The sequence below is a fragment of the Rhizobium sp. FG96 genome (assembly GCF_057808655.1).
This window is the reverse complement of the sequence record NZ_JBMDIL010000009.1, coordinates 177,371-199,505: the sequence shown is the minus strand read 5'-3', so window position 1 is coordinate 199,505 and position 22,135 is coordinate 177,371. Positions and strand designations below refer to the sequence as shown.

Annotated in this window: 14 protein-coding genes and 5 pseudogenes; 4 read left to right on the top strand and 15 right to left on the bottom strand. The window is 58.2% G+C overall.

Annotated elements, in window-relative coordinates:
- Window positions 1–35: 35 nt before the first annotated feature.
- Both ACODR6_RS19455 and ACODR6_RS19450 read right to left on the bottom strand, forming a co-directional pair.
- The gene (locus tag ACODR6_RS19455; RefSeq protein ID WP_489023744.1) at window positions 36–827 is read right to left on the bottom strand and encodes an amino acid ABC transporter ATP-binding protein; all 792 of its coding nucleotides are present in this window, start codon (window positions 825–827) and stop codon (window positions 36–38) included.
- The gene (locus tag ACODR6_RS19450; RefSeq protein WP_489023742.1) at window positions 824–1,765 is read right to left on the bottom strand and encodes an amino acid ABC transporter permease; all 942 of its coding nucleotides are present in this window, start codon (window positions 1,763–1,765) and stop codon (window positions 824–826) included. Before ACODR6_RS19450 ends, ACODR6_RS19455 begins: the two co-directional genes overlap by 4 nt.
- Before the next feature lie 241 nt (window positions 1,766–2,006).
- Between ACODR6_RS19450 and ACODR6_RS19445 the strand changes: the two genes are divergently transcribed.
- Entirely contained in the window at window positions 2,007–2,927 is a 921-nt protein-coding gene (locus tag ACODR6_RS19445) for a LysR family transcriptional regulator (protein WP_489023741.1), read from the top strand.
- Here ACODR6_RS19445 and ACODR6_RS19440 read toward each other — a convergent pair.
- From ACODR6_RS19440 to ACODR6_RS19425, 4 genes are all read right to left on the bottom strand, one after another.
- Window positions 2,914–3,897 (bottom strand): substrate-binding domain-containing protein, encoded by a 984-nt coding sequence (locus ACODR6_RS19440; protein WP_489023739.1) that lies wholly within the window; start codon window positions 3,895–3,897, stop codon window positions 2,914–2,916. The two genes, ACODR6_RS19445 and ACODR6_RS19440, sit on opposite strands and share 14 nt — an antisense overlap.
- Window positions 3,898–3,906: 9 nt before the next feature.
- Complete coding sequence (locus tag ACODR6_RS19435) at window positions 3,907–4,686, bottom strand: HpcH/HpaI aldolase family protein (protein WP_489023737.1); 780 nt, start codon at window positions 4,684–4,686, stop codon at window positions 3,907–3,909.
- A gap of 190 nt (window positions 4,687–4,876) precedes the next feature.
- Window positions 4,877–5,332, bottom strand: coding sequence for a RidA family protein (locus ACODR6_RS19430; protein ID WP_489023735.1), 456 nt, complete (start codon window positions 5,330–5,332; stop codon window positions 4,877–4,879).
- Window positions 5,333–5,351: 19 nt separating this feature from the next.
- Complete coding sequence (locus ACODR6_RS19425; RefSeq protein ID WP_489023733.1) at window positions 5,352–6,866, bottom strand: M81 family metallopeptidase; 1,515 nt, start codon at window positions 6,864–6,866, stop codon at window positions 5,352–5,354.
- A 186-nt stretch (window positions 6,867–7,052) separates the two neighbouring features.
- Here ACODR6_RS19425 and ACODR6_RS19420 point away from each other — a divergent pair, with 186 nt between their 5' ends.
- The gene (locus ACODR6_RS19420; protein WP_489023731.1) at window positions 7,053–7,967 is read left to right on the top strand and encodes a LysR family transcriptional regulator; all 915 of its coding nucleotides are present in this window, start codon (window positions 7,053–7,055) and stop codon (window positions 7,965–7,967) included.
- Window positions 7,968–8,191: 224 nt separating this feature from the next.
- Here the strand turns inward: ACODR6_RS19420 and ACODR6_RS19415 are convergent.
- The 5 genes and pseudogenes from ACODR6_RS19415 to ACODR6_RS19395 form a co-directional block, all read right to left on the bottom strand.
- Window positions 8,192–8,923, bottom strand: a pseudogene (locus ACODR6_RS19415) (IS66 family transposase); the annotation flags it as partial.
- A gap of 59 nt (window positions 8,924–8,982) precedes the next feature.
- Window positions 8,983–9,333 carry an IS66 family insertion sequence element accessory protein TnpB gene (gene tnpB, locus ACODR6_RS19410; protein ID WP_489023729.1) on the bottom strand — a complete coding sequence of 117 codons (351 nt, stop codon included), beginning with the start codon at window positions 9,331–9,333 and terminating at the stop codon, window positions 8,983–8,985.
- A gap of 462 nt (window positions 9,334–9,795) precedes the next feature.
- A pseudogene (locus tag ACODR6_RS19405) lies at window positions 9,796–10,002 on the bottom strand (IS3 family transposase); the annotation flags it as partial.
- Between the two features lie 141 nt (window positions 10,003–10,143).
- Complete coding sequence (locus tag ACODR6_RS19400) at window positions 10,144–10,515, bottom strand: hypothetical protein (protein ID WP_489023727.1); 372 nt, start codon at window positions 10,513–10,515, stop codon at window positions 10,144–10,146.
- Between the two features lie 1,021 nt (window positions 10,516–11,536).
- Window positions 11,537–11,929: a hypothetical protein gene (locus ACODR6_RS19395; RefSeq protein WP_489023725.1), complete on the bottom strand. Its 393-nt coding sequence runs from the start codon at window positions 11,927–11,929 to the stop codon at window positions 11,537–11,539.
- Window positions 11,930–12,060: 131 nt separating this feature from the next.
- Here ACODR6_RS19395 and ACODR6_RS19390 point away from each other — a divergent pair, with 131 nt between their 5' ends.
- Window positions 12,061–12,855: a hypothetical protein gene (locus ACODR6_RS19390; RefSeq protein WP_489023723.1), complete on the top strand. Its 795-nt coding sequence runs from the start codon at window positions 12,061–12,063 to the stop codon at window positions 12,853–12,855.
- Window positions 12,856–13,436: 581 nt separating this feature from the next.
- On the opposite strand, the pseudogene ACODR6_RS19385 reads toward ACODR6_RS19390, so the two are convergent.
- Window positions 13,437–13,816 (bottom strand): annotated as a pseudogene (locus tag ACODR6_RS19385) (transposase); the annotation flags it as partial.
- Between the two features lie 913 nt (window positions 13,817–14,729).
- Between ACODR6_RS19385 and ACODR6_RS19380 the strand changes: the two are divergent.
- Window positions 14,730–17,753 (top strand): annotated as a pseudogene (locus tag ACODR6_RS19380) (alpha-mannosidase); the annotation flags it as partial.
- 24 nt (window positions 17,754–17,777) lie between these two features.
- Here the strand turns inward: ACODR6_RS19380 and ACODR6_RS19375 are convergent.
- The 3 genes and pseudogenes from ACODR6_RS19375 to ACODR6_RS19365 all read right to left on the bottom strand — a co-directional run bounded on the left by ACODR6_RS19375 (window position 17,778) and on the right by ACODR6_RS19365 (window position 22,132).
- On the bottom strand, window positions 17,778–19,733 hold the full coding sequence (locus ACODR6_RS19375) for a response regulator (RefSeq protein WP_489023864.1): 1,956 nt from the start codon (window positions 19,731–19,733) through the stop codon (window positions 17,778–17,780).
- Window positions 19,734–19,799: 66 nt separating this feature from the next.
- Window positions 19,800–21,500: pseudogene (locus tag ACODR6_RS19370) on the bottom strand (PAS domain-containing protein); the annotation flags it as partial.
- A gap of 134 nt (window positions 21,501–21,634) precedes the next feature.
- Window positions 21,635–22,132 carry a cupin domain-containing protein gene (locus tag ACODR6_RS19365; protein WP_489023721.1) on the bottom strand — a complete coding sequence of 166 codons (498 nt, stop codon included), beginning with the start codon at window positions 22,130–22,132 and terminating at the stop codon, window positions 21,635–21,637.
- Between the last annotated feature and the right edge of the window lie 3 nt (window positions 22,133–22,135).

Below are 22,135 nucleotides of genomic sequence, written 5' to 3'. Positions count from 1 at the left end.
TAGGCGCTGTGCGCACACTCTTCTGTGAAGCCTTGTCAGATGAAGCGATTTAGAAAAGCACGGGTTCGCTGATGTTTGGGATTGACGAGCACATCCTGGGGAGCTCCTTGCTCGATGATCTTCCCGCCATCCATGAAGACGACACGATCAGCCGCTTCTTTTGCAAAGCCGATCTCGTGAGTGACAACGATCATGGTCATGCCCTCCTTCGTAAGGTCGCGCATCACTGCCAATACCTCTCCAACCAATTCGGGGTCGAGCGCCGAGGTTGGCTCATCGAAAAGAATGAGCTTTGGCTTGATAGCAAGCGCTCGGGCTATGGCCACTCGTTGCTGCTGTCCCCCGGAAAGTTGGCGAGGATACGCATCGGCTTTGTTTCGAAGGCCAACCCGATCCAAAAGCGTGTAGGCATATCCCTCGGCATCCGAACGCCGCTCTTTGTAAACACCAACCGGAGCCTCGATTATGTTTTCGAGCACCGTGAGGTGAGGGTAGAGATTGAACTGTTGGAAAACCATGCCGATCCCCTTGCGCTGGCGCGCGAGTGTAGACGGGGATGCATGATGCACGCGGCCATTGCGAACCTCGTATCCGACTTGCACGTCACCTACGCTTATAGCTCCTTGCTGTATGCGTTCGAGATGGTTGATGCACCGCAGAAACGTGGACTTCCCTGAGCCGGACGGGCCAAGCACTACAATCGTCTCACCTTTTCGAACCTCGAGATTGATGCCCTTCAAAACCTCGAGGTTTCCGAAGGACTTGTGGACGTTGATCGCGCTGACAAGCGGCTTGGATGTTTCTGGACTGACTGCATGCGGGATCATCGTACGCCCTCCTCGTTCAATTCCACTATTTTTGTGCTTGCTTTGGCGTTCCTGTTCCGATCGCCGCGACCGTAATAGGCCTCGATCCGGGATTGGCCGACGTTGAGTATCGACGTCACGACCAGATACCAAATCACGGCAACCAGCAGCAAAGGAATGATCTCGAAGGTTCGGTTGTAGATTGCCTGGACTGAGTAAAGGAGATCGTTCATGGCGATGACACTGACCAAGGACGTGCCTTTGATGAGGCTGATGAACTGATTTCCCGTTGGCGGTATGATTGCCCGCATGGCCTGCGGTATGATGATCCGCCGGAGCGCGCGCGATCTCGTCATCCCAAAGGCTTGAGCTGTTTCCCTTTGGCCTGGATCGACGGATAGTAGTCCACCACGAATGACTTCGGCCATATAAGCGGCCTCGTTAAGGGCCAATCCCGCGATCGCGGCGGTCAGAGGAGTGATGACGGTGTTGGTCTCCCAACTCAGGAACGTCGGCCCTAAAGGGACCCCGATCGACAAGGTCGGAAAAATCGTGGCCAGATTATACCAGAAAATCAGTTGCACCAGCATCGGGGTGCCACGGAAGAACCAGATGTACAGGCCGGAAAGTGTTCGGGCCAGGACGCTCTCGGACATTTTGGCAATCGCAAGCAGAAGGCCGATCGCGGTTCCGATGAGCATGGCCGCCACGGCAAGGCCGAGAGTGACGCCTAGCCCTTGAATGACTGTTGGCTCGAACAGCCAACTGACTACCGTATGCCATTCGAGGTTTGGATTCATGGCTAGTTGCCAGCCAAATTGAGCTAGGAAAGCGATTGCCAAGAGTAATGTAAGCCAGCGCACCGGGTTTGCGCGTTCCGTTGCGTGCGACACGTCGTAGATCCCATCGGTGGAGACCTGGTGCGCGGGCCTGTCGCCAGCTTTGATGCCGACCAGCATGATTGATCCTCCTTGCAAGACCCAACTGCACCCTCCTTCCTCTAAGGAAAGGCGTCATTGGGTTCGTCTCTGTCTGCATTAGAGAGATTCACTGTAAATCTTGAAAGCGTAATGTTTTTGGAGCTACATAGGCCGAAGCTATGGAGCCTTTCCGAAATATATCGCGCAACTTGATAGAGTGTACTGAGCGTCGGGAAAGATTAGCATCTATGCGATCCATGAGCTGGCAAGGGGGTAGGTGTTGGCGGCCATTGCATCGTTGGGCAATCTGAGCTTACGGCAGCTCGAGGTCTTCTACGCCGTCGTGGAAGCCGGTAGCGTCACAGCCGCAGCGGAAAATCTTAGGGTTTCTCAACCCACAGTGAGTGCCATGCTCAAGCGAATAGAGGACCAGCTGGGTCTGGCCCTGTTCAGGAAGGACCGGGGTCGCTTGGTGCCCACAAACGAGGGGATGATCCTTCACGCAGCGTTGCAAAGCAATTTTAAGTATCTCCAGTCTGTATCGGACGCCATCTCCCAGATTCAGAGAAACGTCTCGCAACTCCTGAGCATTGCCGCCATTCCACCGCTCGGGAATGGGCTTGTCGCTGAGACCATGAAGACATTTCTCGAAGAGCGTCCAGACGCCCGGGTACACCTGCTCGTTCGGCCTAAACGGGCTGTTTATCACGCCGTGGCGGCCGAAGGCGTCGATCTCGCAATCTCTTTTGGAACCGGTGAAGCAGAGCAAGAAGGGCTACAGGTCGAGACAGTATGTTCGGGTCGACTGTTCTGCATCATGCCGAAAGGTCACCCGCTCGAGAACCAGGAGGTTGTCAATCAGTCGGACCTTCAACATCACGCTCTGATCTCTTATCCTCCGGGCCATCAATGGCTCGTTGCCCAACTAGAGAAGGCGATCGAAAACGGGCTCCCGCGGCCGGATCAGATTTTGACAGTCGACAGCGTAGTCGGGGTTTATCCGCATGTAGAGAATGGCCTCGGGATTGCGTTGGTCGACGAATACTCGCTGTACTATCATTCGCAGGAACAAATTACGGCGCGGCCGTTCGTCCCCACGATCGATGTTACCCTGCAACTCGTGTATCCAAACCGCCGCCCTTCTCAGCTCACCCAGATTTTCGTCCAGCATTTCAAGGCGGCGTGCCTCAAGTTTGGTTAGAGGAGGCAAGCTGTTCGAAGTCTGAGAACAATGCTTCCGGATCTGCTGGAGTCGAAACCAGGCCCTGTCGGAGCTGCTCGTCGCAAATGGCCTTGAGCATCCGGCGGTGCGACCGCGACTGCGTCCCAAAGGGCACGACGTCATCAGAGAAGAGTTTCAGCATGGTTTCGGCCTCGTCGATGGCCCAAGGCGAGGCCTCACCAAAGTTTTTCGTCTTTGCCCACCAGATGTTCCAGGACGCCTGAAGAGCCCTGTACAGCGCTTGCACCGCATCGGGGGAACTTTCGGCAAACGACCGCTGGACCGCGACGATATGAAATGCGGGATAAATGCGGGTTCGGGAGTGATAGTCCAGCTCGGCCTGTCGGAAGTCTGTAACCAACCGGCGGAACTCTCCATCACGATCGTAGACTGACGGGGGCATGAAAGCCGTTGTCACCGCATCTATCGTCCGGTCGCGCAAGGTCCCGAGTAAGTTCTGCTCGGCGCTGAGGTAGTCGGCGTTGAATGGAGGTTCAACATCTTTTGGTCCCCGCGGTTTGAGCTTGGTGACCTCGTCCAGATCGCCAAGTAACCATGAAACGTCGTGGACCTCAACTCCTGCTTCTCGCAAGGCGGCGCGCGCCCACAGTGTGCCTGTATCGCCCCAAGAGTTGGTGCCGATCCTTCGTCCTTTCAATTCTGAAAGGCTGGTGAGGGCCGAGTCGCGTCGAACGATATAATTGCGGTGTCGAAATCCCCGCAAGACGAACGCGGGAAATCCGATCAGGTCGCGCTCGCCTCTCGCACGTCCGAGAACATATCTGTTGAAGGAGATTTCACGAGCATGAAAACCGGACGAAAAGTCGTCGGAGAGCGCGGCGCGGAAGTCGACATCGAAGTCGAAGTCCGGATCGCTTACGGCCCCGTTGATCAGTGGACAAAATTGGTCATAGGCGCGGAGGGCAATTTTGATGGTGGTTCTCGACATTTTTATACCTCAGCGGCCTGTAATCTGTCTGAAGTTTGCGACGTCAGCTGTACACGCCGCGCGAAGCCTGGTGGAATCGCTCCCGGTTGCTACCATCAGGTACCCACGTTCATATGCGCCTTCCAGTGACATGTCTGGGCGAAGAACGGTACCGAGTGGAACGGCGGCGGCGTTTGCGTGAAACTCGATCTTGTCGATAAGGGCCAAGACCTCGGGGTGATCCATTTCGCCCATTCTGCCTGCTGATGCCGAGAGGTCGTATGGACCCACAAATATCATGTCTACGCCATCAACAGCTGCGATCTCGCCGGCGCTCGCCGCGCCTTGAACGGTCTCTATCTGGCAGATCACCAGCACGTTCGAGTTGGCAGTCTCCGCGTATTCCTTCGCCGCAACTCCGAAGCCTGAAGCCCGTATGGTACCTGGGGCCGCGCCTCGTATGCCGTGCGGTGGATAATAGCTCGCTGCGATAATGGCACGCGCCTCATCAGCGCTACTGATGCCGGGGACGACAATTCCCTCGGCACCTAGATCAAGCACGCGGCGAATGTAACTGATGTCGTGCCCAGGGACACGTACCAACGACGTCGCGGGGCTAGCCCCGATTACCTGTAACTGGTGCGCCAGCGTCCCAAGGTCGCCGACGCCGTGCTCATGATCAATGATGATAAAATCGAAGCCCGAATATGCCATGATCTCGGTCGCGAAACTGCTCGCCAGGACATTCCAGCTTCCGAACACCGTTTCCCGGTTCTTCAAGCGGCGCTTGAGGACATTCTCTCTGTACATTTGACGCTCCTAACTTAATTAGCTGGGCGTTACTGTAGTCTTCAAAGCCGGGCGGAAAATCGAAATGATCTTGGGCACACATAGCCTGCGGCTATGCGACTTTTCCCGGTCGCGAGCGTGCCTATTTCGCTCTTTTGAAATGCAAAGGCGAGGGCATAGAGTTCGCAATGCCCTCGGCCAGTCGACAAACTCAGGAAAGCTTCGCGATCAACTCGATTTCCACGCATGCGCCTAAAGGCAACTGCGCTACCCCAAAGGCAGAACGAGCATGGCGGCCCTTCTCGCCGAACACTTCAGCAATCAGGTCGCTTGCACCGTTTGTAACGAGATGTTGGTTGCAGAAGTCAGCACTCGAATTGACCATGGCCGTGAGCTTGACCATCATCTCCACATTGTCCAAGTCGCCACTTGCGTGGTGCAGCGTTGAAATAAGATCGATTGCGACCGCCCTCGCGGCTTGAATACCCTCTTCTACGGAGATTTTTTCCCCGAGCTTCCCCGCCCAGACAAGCTCGCCTCGCTTGGCGAGATGCCCGGAGAGGTAAAGCAGCTTTCCTGCACGAATATAGGGAAGGTAGGACGCGGCCGGTACCGCCACTTCTCCCAACTCGATATTCAGGTCTTTCAGTCGTTCGTAGACACTCATCGCACCTATCCTTAGCCACTTACTCCGCTGCCTGATTGTCGACGGCAACTTTCCTGAATGGCCTCCCGTTCGGGCTCAGACGAATGCCGTCACGCAGATTGCGCCACGGCAGATCTTTAGGATTCGCCGAAAACGGGCCTGGAGCTTGGACGACGATGATCTTCTCTGCTATCTGTGAGAAATCAGCGCGGAAATGGACGGAGCTCTTGTTGACGAGGATGCTCATATCCTCGGGATCGATACCTACCGCGCGGTACATATTTCGATCCAGAAGCTGCGCCTTGTTCGATGTAACAACGATGCGGACCCCATCGATTCTCAACTGAGCGGATGGACCAAGTTCGGCTTGCTTTCCGTGCATCATCGGCCCGCCGTAGATAAGTTTCCCGTCAGAAAGATTTTCAACCGTGAAGCTCGCAACCAGAGGCGTGTCGCCGGGCACCTGTGCGCAGCCGCCTAGCGGAATCTCTATCCGAGCACCGACACCTGCCTTATGGGCTGCGGCCGCAGCAGCGGGATCGCACATCAACCCGAGAGCGACGTTATCAGCCCCATGCCTCAGCAATGACTTCAGGATACCGGTCGTGTTCGAGTTTCCACCCACACCCGGGTTGTCTTGTGTGTCGGCCAGAATGACCGGCTTAGTGGCAGAGTTGGCGATTTCCATTGCATGACGCACGGCGTCATCCGGCTTCTCGAACTCTATGCTCCAAGCGGCTTCAGCCGCCAGAACGCGATCGTACAACGCCTGAACGGCCTTATCGATTTTGCTGCTATCCTCGTCATATCCCCATACAGTTGGGCCGCAGTCCAGGAAATCGGATGCTGGAAACCCCGGAGCGAAAGATAGTGAGACGACCTCCGTCTCAAGTTCTTCCAAAAAATCGTACATCCCTTTGGCGGGTTGAAGCATGGTCGACATCGCGTTGACAGGAATGAGAAAGGGGAGTCTCCTGGAAGCCAACGCCAATGGCTTACCCGACGCCCGGAGATGTAGCAGGAGTTTTGCAGCCCGCACCCCGGTTTCTGCCATATCAACATGCGGATAAGTGCGGTAGGCGACGACTGCATCGGCAGCTTTCCAAAGAAGATCGGTGACGTTCGCGTGGGAATCCAGCGACACCACAATCTTCATATCCGATCCGACGACCTTGCGGACGCGCGACACCAGCTCTCCTTCGCCGTCATCGAGATCCTCGGTGACCTGCGCACCGTGGAGATCGAGATAGATCGCATCGTAGGTGAGGCGCTCCACACCTTCGATTATTTCGCCGGCAATGCATTCGTACGCATCGGTCGTCGTATGTGCCGACGCACCTGCACCTGCCCAGACAATCGGAGTCACAGTGTGGCCGAGCGCGGTTACGTGCCTGATAAAACCTCCGATGGGAATATTGACGTCAGCCAGCTTGAGCACGTCCTTTCCACGAGCCATAGACGGGAAGTCCTCCCCGTTAACGAAGCTCGCATATGTCGCTTTTGTAGGTGCGAAAGTGTTGGTTTCGTGCTGAAAGCCTGCAATCAAGATGTTCACGGTGGTTCCTCTCGTCAAACAAACGACCAAGCAGGCCCTGTGCCGCTTGCATGGCGGATGGCCCTGCGCGCTAGAGGCATTTGAAGCCGTCGGTCACTGAAATCGATGATGAGCCGTGCCGGGTGTTCCATCAACTGTAATTTATGTGTAAAAGCGTTGCTTATAGAGCAACGATAGGCATTTTGGATGCGCGAACTAAACCAAGCTCGGCTTAGATATTTCCAGGCCGTATTCGAGCGAAAGTCTATCCGGGGTGCAGCCGATGTCCTCAACACCGCACCCTCCGTGATCACTCGACAAATATCGCTACTGGAGTCTGAAATCGGACATGTGCTTTTCGAGAGACAGACGCGCGGGATGAACCCGAACGAAGCGGCACAGCACGTCATGGACTACGTTCGCGGATGTCGCGACCATCGGCATCAACTTGGCCAGAGATTGGATGCGATCGAGAGAATGGACGAGGGGTCGGTGCGGATTGTCCTGAGCGAGGGCTATGTCGACCATCTGGTGCAGCAGGTCATAGGCCCATTCTGCTCTGAGCATCCGCGACTGAACGTGACTCTTGATGCTCTACCTGTTCGGAAGATCATGAGCGAACTCGCGGACGACAACGCTCATCTTGGCTTGGCATACAATCCTCAAGCGGAGGCCCAGATAAATTTTGTCGCCACCGTAGCCGCTCCGACCAAACTGCTTGTCCGGGCGGGACACCCCTTGACGGAAGACAGTCCCATTCCGCTCTTGGAGAGAATGGTCGAGTTTCCTCTTGCTCTGATGCCACCGGGATACGGTGTTTCGCAATTGGTAGAGGCGTTGCAATACTCGGAACACATTACGTTTCGCCCGGCGTTCACCACTGGCTCCATCGTCGCGCTGAAGCAATACGTCAAATCCACGCAGGGGATGGCGTTTATTGGGGCAGGGGTGGCGGTGGCGTCGGAGGTAGGTGCCGGCGACCTCGCGCTAATCGACATCGATCACCAACTATGCCAGTCGGCCAAATTGCGCCTTATGGTGAGACGGGGACGTACTTTAATACCTGCAGCCAGCCGCCTACTTTCCAACATAAAAAGCAAGCTGCAGACTTTCGGTGGCTGACTTCCATTTTGGTGGGTTCGCAGAGGAGCCGCCGATCTCGGATGATGCCGCGGCCGCGCCGTCGAGGATTTTCACGCTGCCTTCGCTTGCTCCCGAAGTTCCCGCCGCTGCTTTCTGTCGACTGCATACTCAACCAGAACGGGAAACCCTGAATTGATAGGTGGAGTCCACACCACGCCAACGGGCGTCCACGCGAACATACTTTTGGGAAGCTCGTCGTAATGGATATCATGAATCGGCTGCAGCGCCGTTGCGCAGGCTCCAACCTGGTCGGCCAGTGTAGAGAGGCTGAGATCGACGCCTTCTCTGGCGTAGCGCTCAGCTTGGCGGTTCAATGGTTGATGCTGGCCGAACTTCTCGAACAGGATAGTCGCGAGCAAGTTCGGTCCCGCCCATCCGCGTGGCGTCGCATGGAAAGGTTCCGGTGGCTGGCTGATCTTCTCGCAGTCCAGGCAGGTGAACTTCTCGCGCACCGTCTGGATCACCTTCCACTGGCGCGGGATCACCTCCAGCGTCTCGGTGATATCCTCGCCCATCTTAACGATCCTGGCCGAGCCGCAGCAGTTGGAGGTCGAGGGTGTTTCGATGATTAGCCGTTCGCGCGGCAGGTGCTCGGGAAACGGCTTGCGGACCGGGCGGCGGCGTTCAAAGGCTGGAACTTGCACAACCTCAGCCGCCAGGCGTTCCGCGGCGATCTGTTCCTCGGCGGCGTCGGCCTCAAGTTCTTCGAGCTGCAATTCCATCTGGTCGATCAGTTGGGCGCGTCGTTCCGAACTCTGGCCGTATTGCTCGCGACGTAACTTGGCGGTCTCGAGCTTGAGGTGCCGGATCATCGCCTCGGACGTCGTCACGACAGCTCGCACCTGAGCGAGATCAGCCTCGGCGGATGCGGCACGCGCCTCCGATGCCGCAAGCGCGGCCCGTAACCTGGCTATCTCCGAAGCAGCGTCGTCCATGGCCGAAAGCTACCATGCCGCTTGTCAAAAGCTCAACAAAAACAGAGCAATGTTCGCGATCAGCCTGCCGTTGCAGGTCGCTGCGTCCAGCGTGGATTACGCCAGTCGATCCCTTCCAGGAGATAGCCGAGTTGAGCTGCCGACACTGGCACGGAGGAGCCACTCTGGCTGACGGGCCAGATAAACTTTCCAGCTTCCAGCCGCTTCAGGTAGAGCGACATGCCGACGCCGTCATGCCACAGGACCTTGATCAGGTCACCTTTGCGACCTCGAAAGCAGAAGACCTCGCCGCCATGAGGGTCGCGGCCAAGGCCCTGTTGCACCTTCGACGACAGGGTGTTCATGCCACAACGCATGTCCGTCACACCGCCCGCAATCCAAACCTTCACCCCAGGCGGAAAGGCGATCATGACGCGTCCAGAACCGGCAACAGCCGAGCAAGGATAGTTGGATCAAGCGAAACCGGGATCGTCAGGCGACGACCGTTCGGTAGGCCGATCTCGATCGTCCTGTCGTCTTCAGTCGGCGATGGGGCCATCTTGAAAGATACCGCCGGCGGTGGCGAAATCGAAAGCGGCTCGAAGCCCGTTGACCCGGAGACGTTCAGAAGCCCGCTTCGGTATTCCCGACGCCAACGGGTCAACAGTGACCGCGACTATCCATAACGCCGCGCCGTTACCGAGCCCTGCCGAAAGCCTTGCAGGCTTTCCTCGACGATCCGAACCTTCTCGTCGTCCGACCAATCCCGCCGGCGACCGACATCGCCGACAGACAAAAGCTCAATGGGGGAAATCACTGTAGTGCATTACATAAGCCATGGACTTAAAGCCAATCAGCAAATCACAACAGACGGCCTTCGTCGGAGGGGTGCCAAGTGCCGCCTGCCTCTGAGCCTCTGAATATTTTGGCGCTCGCGCTACCGGCTGAGTACGCAGGTCGAGATGCTGTAGGTACTCGCGGTACCAGCCCCTCGGCGCATTCTTGGTGGGATATCCCAGCTGGCGAATGGTCGCGTTAAGACGCTTGCCAAGCCGGATACAGAGCTCAACCGGTCGAAGTCTGTCTGCGTAGGAATACATGAACTACCTCCTTGGTGGTCCAAGTTTTCGTCCGCACGCCCTTATGCGCCTAACCGGCTCAGTTCTGCGTGGAAACCAACAAAAGAGAATAGATTGCAGCAAGGAGGATGACTGACGACAAAGACCTCTCGCGACAATCGCTCACTTTTGGCTATCTCCTGCGACATTTGCGTGTGCGGAAATGCAATGGCATTGGTTTCCATGAAAAGCCGCAAGCTTCACAGCAAAATATCGAGATCGAAACGACGGCGTCAACGAACAATGCAGGCCGACCAAAAAATCTATGAGGGCCTCCTGCTCGTCCTCGCATTGATGGCCCTTCAGCACCTCGCGTCCGGCACGGATCCCGTATGATACCCACCATCCATTGACGAGCTTGCGTGTTTGCACCGTCCACTTCATCTCGGCCAAGAGTAAATCAGTTAGTTTGCGGAAGGTACCGCGCCGCAGGAGCTTATCCCCGCGTTGCAGATTGTAGACGTCCGGCGATTGAAGTTTGACGAGATAGCTCATGGCGGGCTTTAAATGCGGTAGATGGTTTATCGGATGTGGGCGGCGGATGCTTTGCACTGCGATCTTTGCGGACAAAAATTTAAGCTACGCTCGTTTAGTGAATTCAATCATGCAGTTCGGCATCTCCAAGAGCGCTTGCGGTATTCCTTCGAGGCCATACTCTTGCACATGATCTTGCAGGGCCCAAAGTACCTTTGCGCAGCTGCGGTTGTGAGCCTGCTCCGCTCGCATTTTCACGCTGAATAGCTCGTACGCTGCGGAAGCAGAAAAGGATCCAGTCATCTTGCCGACGACAATCGCAGCTTCTATCTCATCCTCCTGCTGTCGGCCTTCAGGTAGGAGAGCAGCGTATAGCTCCATAAGGCGCCGACGGTTACCCGTAGCTAAACTGATGAAGAGGTCTATTTCGTCGTTAATGAGTGTCCGGCGGCGGTCCTCTAATGCCGTATTCGAAGCCGACGCGGTGAGAAGATCCCGCGCCAGTTGGCCTAAGAGAATGGCGTCAAGGAGCGGTCCGATGATCCCACGGGGAAGGTTTCTCGATATAGTAGACACAGGCATAAGAAGGTGTTCCGAACGAACGCGATAACAAATTGTCGATCAAGAAATTTTGCTTCGCAAGCGAAATTTATGCAATTTGCCTATGTCAATCCAATCGTGTGAGCTTCATCGCGAAGAACGGAAAGAACCTGTTTCGAATGGTGTGGTCATTATTAGCGAAAGCTTGAGTTATAGATGAGAGAGAGATTATATCCTGTTGATTTACATAGACCCGGATCACTCGGATGTAAGTTACCACGGTATCTCGTCATCTGCAGCCACTACAGCAATGGGGATTGTAGGAGCATTTCGCTCGAGCGCATTAATGAAAGCGTTGGAGGGATGGATAGAGCGATGCCCAACGTTCCGTAGAGCGTATTCAACCAATGCTGTCTTTAACGCGTCCCGGTGCTGGTTCGCGATGGCAAAAAGCCATGCTAACGTATCTCCCTCCGAGAAATTGTGCATGTAAGACTGCGTTTTACTGGTCACGCTCGCGGATCCAATCCTCAATGGGAGCTGTTGCAATCTCAAGCCCCAAATTTGCTATGCGTAGTGACCTGAAACTAATCGACGAGTTCGGGTTATTTCCCGCGAGACAAGGCGTCTGCTTGAGCACGTCGTCGATCTCCTCCTCGGCGGCCTCGATAACTTCATCGATTGCGCGGTCTAAGCTGTCGCCCGTTTGCGCGAATGGGACGGCTTGATTAAAGACTGTCGGATTCCTCTCTCGGACATCATTTTTGATCCGATTGCGGTAGGAATATGGGAACTCGGTTCCGGCTTTCTGTAAAGCGGAAATCGAATTGATAGTAAAAAGGAGCGAGATGGCCACCCGTCTTCTATCAAGCGGGCGATCGGCGGTCTTGCGCAACCGGTTTCGTCTCCAACAACCCGATTGAGGAGCCAGTAGAGCAATCGGACGCCAAGCAAATCTGTCTTCAATTGCATTGACAGATCCACTGATGCAGGCAACCATATCGGTATCCCCATAGAGTTTGCATATTGCGCCACTATTCGATTCCGCTGGAGCTGGAAGCCAGCATCTACATCCAGGCCCGCACTTTGGCCGACGCACAATCCCAACTAGACGCGGTCCTTTCGAAAACCATTGATGCAGGCGACATGTATTGGTTTACGAACGGCCCATTTGGTTCAAGATATCTTCCTGAGCTGGCATTCGGCTTGGAGATGCAAGTATGCCATTTCCAGCCTGACGAATCCTTTCAAGAGGTCGACCGCTATGACCTGTGGGATCTCGTGCGGTCGCGCGACGAGAACGCCAAGCGCTGCGTCCTACCCGCGTCGCGAAACTGGTACGGTGAGGGAAAACTGCCGATCTACGGTGCTGACGTTGTACTTCGGACAGCATGCTATGTGAAGGCGGCCTCGCCAGAAGCTGCGCTGGTCTTCATCGAGCATTTAAAGGACAAGCGACTAGACCGCTATGAGGACGACCGGATTTTTTGGGACTATTCATTCTTGGGTCCGTCCCAAGTTGTTCTGTCGCCAAACATGCTTGTCGCCAGAGTTTCAGATTCCATAATTCGAGCCGGCGAAAAGCTTAGACTGATCAGTATAGGTGAACCTGCGGCGGCTTTGTCGAACCCTCCTGATGGTTCTAGCACCGAGGACAGAGAACTGCATGAGACTGCGGCCGATGTGAGAGGGTTCCTGCGACGGATTGGAAAGGGCTTCGACGAGATGGGGGACCGAGATGCACATGAGATTGCATCATTGTTGATCCAGTATCGAAACAAAGCCGTGGGAGTGCCGTCGAGCATCGATTGGGACTGTTGAAGACTGGGAGCTGATCTGCCTCCGAAGGCTTAAATGATCGACCACGCAACGAGATGACGTGGTCGGTTGTGCCCGATAAATTGACGTTCAAAATTTCGTTTGCGCCGCTAAAATTTCTGGCGGATCCTAACTGGCACCCCACATTTTCGGAACCCATGAGAAAGCTTTCCTTCCCGACGACTATCTGCCTTTCCGACCTCATCGATCTCGGCTACTCGAAGTGCTTCGCGATACAGCTGAACCATGCTTATGACGTGGATGATACCGACTTTTGCTTGTTGGAAACATCGGACCGAGAGGGTTGGGGTAACACGCTAATGACTGCCGACGAAGCCGTCATGCGCGGAGCGGATGGCAAATACGTTCCTGGTTACGTGAGTAAATGGCTGAGCCCACATTATCGCTTGATTTGCGTCGGTCGATCCCGTCAACGCGATGACAGTGGACCAGCAGGACCAGTTGCTGGAAGCTACAGTCGGTAGGGTGGTCCGGTTGATCTCGAAGAATGACGGTGGTTCATAATTCTTTTCGCTCGTTCGGCGTCCGAGCGGAGATGGGAACTTAGCAGCCAATGATCCTCAGCGTCCTTCGGCAACAAGATCGGCCGCGATATCGGTTGTTTTGAGTGGGCTTTGGAAAGAGCTTCGCGGAGAATCTCGTTCTCCAACGTCTTGCGCCCGAGGATGCGCTCAAGCTCGCGCACTCGATCTTCCAGCTTCTTCACCTCGGAATTGCCGATCACTGGCTCGTCAGAATCCACGGCCACCGCACCTCCCTCGCTAAGGAGCCTACGCCAGCGATACAGAAGATTTGGCGCAACTCCATGTCGCCGCGCCGCGGAGGAAACGGTCTCCCCGGCGGCATAGCTTTCCTCGATGATCTGCAGTTTGCGCTCCGTTGTCCAGCGTCGTCGCCGGACGTCACCGATCATCAGATCAACCTGTCGAGACTCGTTAGACATAAGCTTATCCTCAAGCCTGTGCTTGAGCCTTCCTGCTTATGCTGAGTGTCCGGTCGAAAGTGGGGGCAGTTCACAGAGCAACCTAGCCGCGATTGCCGCGAACCTGTTTGCGTAGAGCTCATCGCCAGATAGAGCCCGGGAAGGCGAGGGAGGGAGCTGAACACAAAGGATGTCGAGGAAAGCTTGAATTTGCATAGCCAAGTTTTTCAGGGCGGCCCCTTCAAGGGATGTGTCTGAATATTCGTTAACCCAGGCGGCCATATCTCGCCTGAATGACGTCGCCATTTGCACTACAAGATCTAACTCATCGGGCCGGATCGGCCGGGTCGGAAACGGTCCGGAGCGATCGAATTCGAGAGGGGGCATTTTGTTGCTCAAAGGCATCTGTTCGATTCTGTGGGCTACTTCCTGTCGGCGCAAGCATCGGCCGTTCCACAATCTTCTGGCAATAGGCAGGGAAGGTACACCTTCAACCCGATATACCGTCCACGGTAATCGGCCGGTTTCTTACCTCACTACGTTGGCTTGATACCCCCCCGCAGGCAGAAGAATAGCTCGACCTCAGCACTTCGATGGCTCGAAGTTGCAGGCGGCGCGGCGATCTGCCGAGTTGCCGATGACCGGAGCGCCTGAAAATGGAGAAGTCCGACCGTGGAGCGCTTTTCTCAAGGCTCGCTGATAAACCGGAAATCTACCCACGGACCTCCTCTGAAGCTCAGAGCTCTGGTTTTTGACCAGCAAAAGCAAATCTCCCATAACCGATCTCATCCGTCCTTGACGTGAAAACAAAGTTACTTAATCTAAGAGGCGTGGCGCGATCCGATGGAGGAGACGGATGCGCGGCGCGCTTTTTTGCGCGTGATCCCCTGTTCTCCCCGCTGATCCGTTGCTGACATTTCCGATAGGACACGCCATGTCTCTGACCATTGCCCAACGCCTAGACAGCCTGAAGGCCCGCACCGCCGAGCTTGCGCATTGGCGCGACAGGCGCAGTGTTTCGATCGATGGCTGGACCTTCGATGGCGAGCCGATCGCCCACCGTCAGGACTGGCCGCATCGCAATGGCACGGTGCATTTCCAGGCTTCGGCAAAGGCCCCGGCCGACTGGCCGCTCGACAAGATCCGCCTGCAGCTCGATCTCGGCGGCGAGAGCCTGATCACGCTGAACTATGCGGGCGGGAAAGCCGAGACCTTCGGTCTCGATCCCTATCACCAGGAATTTCCGGTCAAGGACCGGGTGTTTTCGATTACGACGGAGAGTGTCGCGCGCTTCCCTTTCGGCGAACCGAACCGGGCGCCGCGGCTGAACAGGGCGCGGCTGATCTGGCTCGACGAGCCGGTGCACCGCTTGCATCTGCTGTTGCGGCAGATCGCCGAGGCCGCTGGTGTCCTCGGCGAGCATGAGGCGGTTCCCTATTTACTCGAAGCGGCCGAGCAGGCGCTCGCTTCGCTCGATTGGCCCTCGGATACCGCGGCCTATGTGTCGCGCACGTCGGGCGCCGTCATGCAGCAGAAGATCTGGGAGCTGCCGGAGCTGCAGGCCGATCCCGCCGGTCTCGATGACGAGCAAAGCGGTCTGGCGCAATCGGCCCATGATGCGCTGCTGGCCCGGCTGAAAGAGCTGCAGAAGCGCTTCCCGCCGAATGGCCAGCTGCTTCTGACCGGCCACGCCCATATCGATCTTGCCTGGCTCTGGCCCTATCGCGAGACGCGCCGCAAGATGCGCCGGACCTTCAATACGGCACTGTCGCTGATGGAGCGTTCCGCCGATTTCCGCTTCAACCAGTCGACCGCGCATTATTACGCGCAGATGGAAGAAGACGATCCGGAACTGCTGGAGCGGATCAAGGAAAAGGTTGCCGAAGGCAAATGGGAGACGGTCGGCGGCATGTGGGTCGAGCCCGACACCAATATGCCGACCGGCGAAAGCCTGGCGCGCCAGGTGCTTTATGGCCAGCGCTATTTCGAGAAGATGTTCGGCACCCGTCACACCGTCTGCTGGCTGCCGGATTGCTTCGGCTTTTCAGGCGCCTTGCCGCAGATCCTCAGGCTCGGCGGCATCGACAGCTTCTTCACGATCAAGGTCAACTGGAGCGAGACGAACCATATCCCCTCTGACCTCTTCTGGTGGAAAGGGCTGGATGGCAGCCAGGTGCTGACCCACACCTTCGACAATCCGATGCATGGCTATAACGGCTTCGTGCAGCCGGACTGCTTCGTGCCGACCTGGAAGAATTTCCGCGGCAAGACGCAGCACGATACGTCGCTGCTTGCCGTCGGCTACGGTGATGGCGGCGGCGGTGTGACGCCTGAAATGGTCGAGCGCGAGGTGCAGCTTCGCGACTTTCCGGCGATCCCGCAGGCGCGCTGGGGGCGCGTCGAGGATTTTTACAAGCGGGCGCATCAGGCCGCGGGCGAAAAGCAGCTTCCGGTCTGGGATGGGGAAATCTATCTCGAACTGCACCGCGCGACGCTGACGACGCAGAGCGGCGTCAAGCGCAAGCATCGCCAGGCCGAGCGTGCCCTGATCACCGCCGAAACCATCGCCTCGCTCGCCCATATGCTGGGGGCGGAGAAGCCGCGCAGCCTCGAAAGCGACTGGCGCATCGTGTTGAAGAACGAGTTCCACGACATCCTGCCGGGGTCGAGCATTCGCGAGGTCTATGCCGATGCCGAGCACGAGCTCGACGGTGTGATCGGCAATGCGCGCCAGGAACAGGCTGTGGGTCTCAATGCGCTTGCCGGTGTGTTGCCGAAGGGTGGCGTGTCCTCCGCTCTCGTTGCCGTCAATCCGTCACTGTCGCCGCGGCCGCTGAATGCGACGCTTCCCGATGGCACGGTCATCTCGTCTGCGGATATCGTCGCGCCGCTTTCCGTCGCGGTCTTCGATCGCAATGGCCTGAAGCCGGCCGGCGCCCTGAAGGCGACCAAGCAGGGGCTGGAGAACGACCATCTCGCTATCGTCATCGGCAAGGATGGTTCGGTCACCAGCCTGGTTCACAAGGCAAGCGGCCGCGAGGCCATTGATGGTTCGGCGAACCAGCTCTGGGTCTATCCGGCCGACAAACCGCGCAATTGGGATGCCTGGGATGTCGACGTCGACTATACGGCGAAGGCCATCCGCCTGGAGACGCCTGAGAGCATCGAGCTGGTCGAGAGCGGTCCATCGCGAGCGTCGATCCGCGTCGTCCACCGCTACCGGAACTCGCGCGTCACCAATACCTATGTGCTGACGGCCAATGGAAAGCGGCTCGATATCGAGACGGAGATCGACTGGCATGATCGGCGCACGCTACTGCGCACGTTGAACCCCGTTGCCGTCAGCGCCCGCACGGCGACGTTCGAATGCGCCTATGGCGTTGTCGAGCGCGCGACGCATACGAACACCTCCTGGGAGCAGGCGATGTTCGAGGCGGCGGCTCACCGCTTCGTCGATATCAGCGAGCCGGGCTTCGGCGTCGCGCTGCTCAACAATGCCAAATACGGCCATAGCGCCCGCGGCAATGTCATCGGTATGAGCATCGTGCGTGCTCCGGTCTATCCCGATCCGCTGGCCGACGAGGGATCGCAGAAGTTCACCTATGCGCTGATGCCGCATGAAGGGGCTTGGCATGAGGGCCGGGTGCTCGACGAGGCGCTCGACCTCAACCAGCCGCTGATGACGGTGGAGGCCAGCGGGCTGGCCGCGGGCACTCTGTCTCCCATAACGGTGGAGGGGACTCCGGTTGCCTTCTCGGGTCTCAAATCTGCGGAAGAAGGCGAGGGGCTTGTGCTTCGCCTCTACGAACCGGCAGGGCGCCGCGGCAAGCTTTCTCTGTCGCTGCCGTCGGGCTGGAAGGCATCCGGACCGCTGAACATTCTCGAAGAACCGATGGAGCGTAAAGGCGCAGCCGATATCATGCCCTTCGAGATCAGGACCTGGAAGCTGCAAAAGGCCCGAGAAAGAATCGCGGCGCGCTCGCTACCGCGAGCGCGTCTGCTTCAGAACGGCGGCGGTGAGATCGGCCTGGCTATAGGGTTTGACCAGCACGATGGCGCCGGCATCCGCCTCGAAGCCGGCGACCGATGAATTGCCGGTGGCGAAGATCACCGCGAGCTCAGGGTCGATCGCCCGGGCCTGCTTTGCGAGCTCCGCGCCCGAGATACCAGGCAAGCCGACATCGGTCAGCAGGATATCGAAGCTGCCAGGGCCGAGCTTCGGCAGGGCTTCCTCGGCGCTGCCCGCTTCGCTGACGGCATGGCCGGATTGCTGCAGCATTTCCGACGTATCCATGCGGATGAAGGCATCGTCCTCGACATAGAGAATGCGTAGCGCCGTCGCCTCTGCCGGTGCTTCCTGCGGCGCAGTGCGGCGCTCATGGTGGGAGGCCTTCGCCATGTTGCGCTGGCGCTGGTTGTTCAGCACATGGCGGATCTTGCGGGCCAGCGCATCGCGGCTATAGGGCTTCGACAGCAGATCGACGCCGGCATCCAGCCGTCCGCCATGGACGATCGAGTTTTCGGTATAGCCGGATGTGAAGAGCACGGCGATCTCGGGCAGCCGTTCCTTTGCCTTGCGCGCCAGCTCGGAGCTTTTGAGCGGGCCGGGCATGACGACGTCGGTGAACAGGAGATCGATCGCCATCCCGCTTTCGATGACGGTCAGCGCACTCGCCGCATCTTTCGCCTTGAGAATACGGTAGCCGAGATCGGCCAGCATCTCGACGACGGTGGCCCGCACCTCCTCGTCGTCCTCGGCAACCAGGATTGTCTCCTTGCCGCCGGTCGCCGGGCCATGATCGCCCTCGGCGAGCAGGTCTTCCTCCTCCAGCGTGCGTGGCAGATACAGGCGCACGGTCGTGCCCTGGCCGATCTCGGAATAGATCTTCACGTGACCGCCGGATTGCTTGACGAAGCCGTAGACCATCGACAGGCCGAGGCCTGTTCCCTTGCCCACCGGCTTGGTGGAGAAGAAGGGTTCGAACACCTTGGTGATGATATCCGCCGGCATGCCGGAGCCGGTGTCGCTGACCGCCAGCATGACATATTGGCCGGGCGCCACGTCGACATGCTTGCGGGCATAGTCGTCGTCGATGGAGGCATTGCCGACCTCGATCGTCAGCTTGCCGCTGCCATCCATCGCGTCGCGCGCATTGATCGCCAGATTGAGGATGGCGTTCTCGATCTGCACCGGATCCACGAAGGTGTTCCACAGGCCACCGGCGCGGATCGTCTCGATCTCGATGGCCTCTCCGATCGTCCGGCGCAGCATCTCGCCCATATTGGCAACGAAGCGGCCGACATTGACCACCTTCGGTTCCAGCGGCTGACGGCGGCCGAAGGCGAGCAGCTGGCTGGCGAGCTTCGAGCCGCGGTTGACCCCGGCGAGCGCGTGCTCGATGCGCTTCTGGGCGCGCTCGTTGCCGCCGACATCCTTGCTCAGCAGGTAAAGGTTGCCGGCAACGACCTGCAGCAAGTTGTTGAAATCGTGGGCGACGCCGCCGGTCAGCTGGCCGATCGCCTCCATCTTCTGCGTCTGGCGGATCAGCTCCTCGGCGTCGCGCAGCGCGGCTGCCTGTTCCTTCTCGGCGGTGACATCGCGGCCATAGGCAAAGACCATGTTGCTTTCGAACGAAAAGCGCCAGGAAACAGTGCGTTGGCCGCCGTTCTTGTGGTTGAGGCTAAGCTCAAGCCCCTGCATCTCCTCGCCCGATACAGCCTGCTTCAGCGCCGCATCGAAAAGCGGCGGATCGCCGTCGACGAGGAACTCGCAGAGACGATGACCGGCAACTTCCTTGCGCCGGTGGCCCAGCAGATCGGACCATGCCGGATTGATGGCGCGGACTTCGCCATCGGGACGCATGACGACGAGGATGTCGCCGGAATTGCGCCAGACGCGGTCGAGTTCGGCGCTGCGTTCGGCGACCTTCTTCTCCAGCGACGAGGCGAGTTCCTGCAGCGCCTGTTCGGCCCGGCGGCGCTCGACAGCGGTGCGGGTGCGCTCGGCAAAGTCGCGGATGAAATCGAGCTCGACCTCCGGCCACTCGCGGGGCACGGCATTGTTGAGGAAGAGGACGGCGGCGATCTGGCCTTCTTCGGTCAGTGGCACGGTGACGGCCGAATGGACGCCGATGCCCTTCAGCGCATAGGAGGTCGCGGCCGTACGCGGGTCCTTGTCGACATCGGCGAAGACGACGGTTTCGTTGCGCTTGAGGTCGTCGATATAGGTGCCATATTCCCGAAAATGCAGCGTGCCTGCGATGCTCGGATTGCCCGGCACGTTCCAGTCGCGCTCGATCGTCACCGTTTCGGCAATCGGATCGATCGTGCCATAGCCGGCGCGGGTGACATGCAGCGCCTTGCCGAGGATCTCGGCGGCGGCGTAAGCAATTTCAGCGGGTTCGGTGGTCTGGCGGATGCAGTCTGCGAGCTCGATCAGTGCCATGCGCCGCGTCTCCTCGCTGCGCGCGTCGGTGATATCGCTGTTGACGCCGATCATCCCCAGGAATTCGCCGCGCACATCGAAGCGCGGCCGGGCGTCGGTATGCAGCAGCCGGTATTCGCCGTCCGAATTGCGATAGCGGGCTTCAACGCCGAAGGCCTCGCGCTTGGCGACGGCCCTGCTGACGAAGGCCATCAGCGGAGCGACGTCATCGGGATGGATTGTAGCGTTCCAGTCAAAGGCTGAAACATCCGCTTCGCCCACGCCCCAGAACTGGCGCATCGCAGCGTTCAGATAGAGACAGCGCATCTGCTCGTCGCTCATCCAGAGCATGACCGGCGCATTCTCGGCGACCAACCGGAAGCGGGACTCGCTCTCTCTCGCCGCGTCCTCCGCCTCTTTTCGCTCGGTCACATCATAGCCTTGAACGAAGATGCCGGAGACGCGGGCGTCTTCGCCGAGGAGCGGTTGATAGATGAAATCGAGATAGCGCTCGATGAGCTCCGCATCCGGCTTCTGCTGCAGCTTCACCAGCTGTTCGGAGCCGATATAGGGGATACCCGTCCTACGGACCTGATCGAGCAGCGCCACGAAACCTTGCTCCTCGACTTCGGGCAGTGCCTCGCGGATCGTCTTGCCGACGACATCGCGATGGCCGACGAGCTGCTGGTAGGCGGCATTGGCGATTTCGAACCGGTGCTCCGGGCCGCTCATCGTCGCGACGAAACCAGGGGCCTGTTCGAACATCTTTTGCAGACGGGTCTTCTCGGCGCGTAGCTGCTGCTCTGCCTTCACCTTTGCGGTGGTCTCGACGACGATCGCCATGACGGCAACCGGCGTGCCGCTCTCGTCGCAGATCGGCGAATAATCGAGCTTCGTCCAGAGCCGCTCGGGTTCGCCGCTGCCGCCGCGATATAGGATCAGTTCCTGATCCTCATAGGCGAGCGTGCCGCCGGCCAGGCCGACCTTCATCACATGATCGTTGAAATCGGCGACCTCGGGCCAGCCCTCGCGCACCTTCGAGCCGAAGAGCTCCGGGTGGCGGCGTCCGGCAAAGGCCGAATAGGCGTCGTTGTAGATCATCACGCCATCCTCGTTCCAGAGGGTGACGATCGGCACCGGGGAATGGAGGATGAGGCTGCAAACGCTTTTCAGGGTCGGCGACCACTCGCCGATCGGGCCGAGCGAGGTCTTGGACCAATCGAAATTGGCAATGATGTCAGCGGCCTCGCTTCCCTTTTTCAGAAAGGAATGCCCGCTCATGCTGTTTTGATGCATCTCGACCGACCCGGGTTTCCTCTCGGAAACTGTCCATGAACACGCCAATAAGTATAGGGCGAATGCAAACCGGCAAGGGGCTGAAAAAGATAGGCGGTAAAACCGGTTAACGCCCGTTCTTAAGCCTTGTGGATCGGGTCGATCCAGGCGACCTGTTCGGGCTTTTCGACCGGCTCGATATCGAGATTGACGACGACGGGCTCCTGGCCGGAGCGCACCAGCACGCATTCCAGCGTCTCGTCGCGGCTGGCATTGATTTCCTGGTGCGGCACGAAGGGCGGCACATAGATGAAATCGCCGGGGCCGGCCTCGGCGACGAATTCCAGGTGCTCGCCCCAGCGCATGCGCGCCTTGCCCTTGACCACATAGATGATGCTTTCGAGATCGCCGTGATGATGGGCGCCGGTCTTGGCGTTGGCGTGGATCAAGACCGTGCCTGCCCAGATCTTCTCGGCGCCGGCGCGGGCATTGTTGATCGCGGTGGCGCGGTTCATGCCGGGCGTTTGCGCCGTGTTCGGATCGAGCGAATTGCCGGGGATGACTTTGACGCCGTGCTCGCGCCAGTCGACAGGGCCGTCATCACGGTGATGGGGGTGGTCGTGGTGGTCATGGCTCATTCG

Coding starts and splice junctions, on each gene's coding strand:
- tnpB (WP_489023729.1), bottom strand. CDS start 9,333: ATGATCGCCTTTCCGCCTGGGGTGAAGGTTTGGATTGCGGGCGGTGTG.
- ACODR6_RS19420 (WP_489023731.1), top strand. CDS start 7,053: ATGCGCGAACTAAACCAAGCTCGGCTTAGATATTTCCAGGCCGTATTC.
- ACODR6_RS19430 (WP_489023735.1), bottom strand. CDS start 5,332: ATGAGTGTCTACGAACGACTGAAAGACCTGAATATCGAGTTGGGAGAA.
- ACODR6_RS19440 (WP_489023739.1), bottom strand. CDS start 3,897: ATGTCGAGAACCACCATCAAAATTGCCCTCCGCGCCTATGACCAATTT.
- ACODR6_RS19435 (WP_489023737.1), bottom strand. CDS start 4,686: ATGTACAGAGAGAATGTCCTCAAGCGCCGCTTGAAGAACCGGGAAACG.
- ACODR6_RS19450 (WP_489023742.1), bottom strand. CDS start 1,765: ATGCTGGTCGGCATCAAAGCTGGCGACAGGCCCGCGCACCAGGTCTCC.
- ACODR6_RS19455 (WP_489023744.1), bottom strand. CDS start 827: ATGATCCCGCATGCAGTCAGTCCAGAAACATCCAAGCCGCTTGTCAGC.
- ACODR6_RS19365 (WP_489023721.1), bottom strand. CDS start 22,132: ATGAGCCATGACCACCACGACCACCCCCATCACCGTGATGACGGCCCT.
- ACODR6_RS19400 (WP_489023727.1), bottom strand. CDS start 10,515: ATGAGCTATCTCGTCAAACTTCAATCGCCGGACGTCTACAATCTGCAA.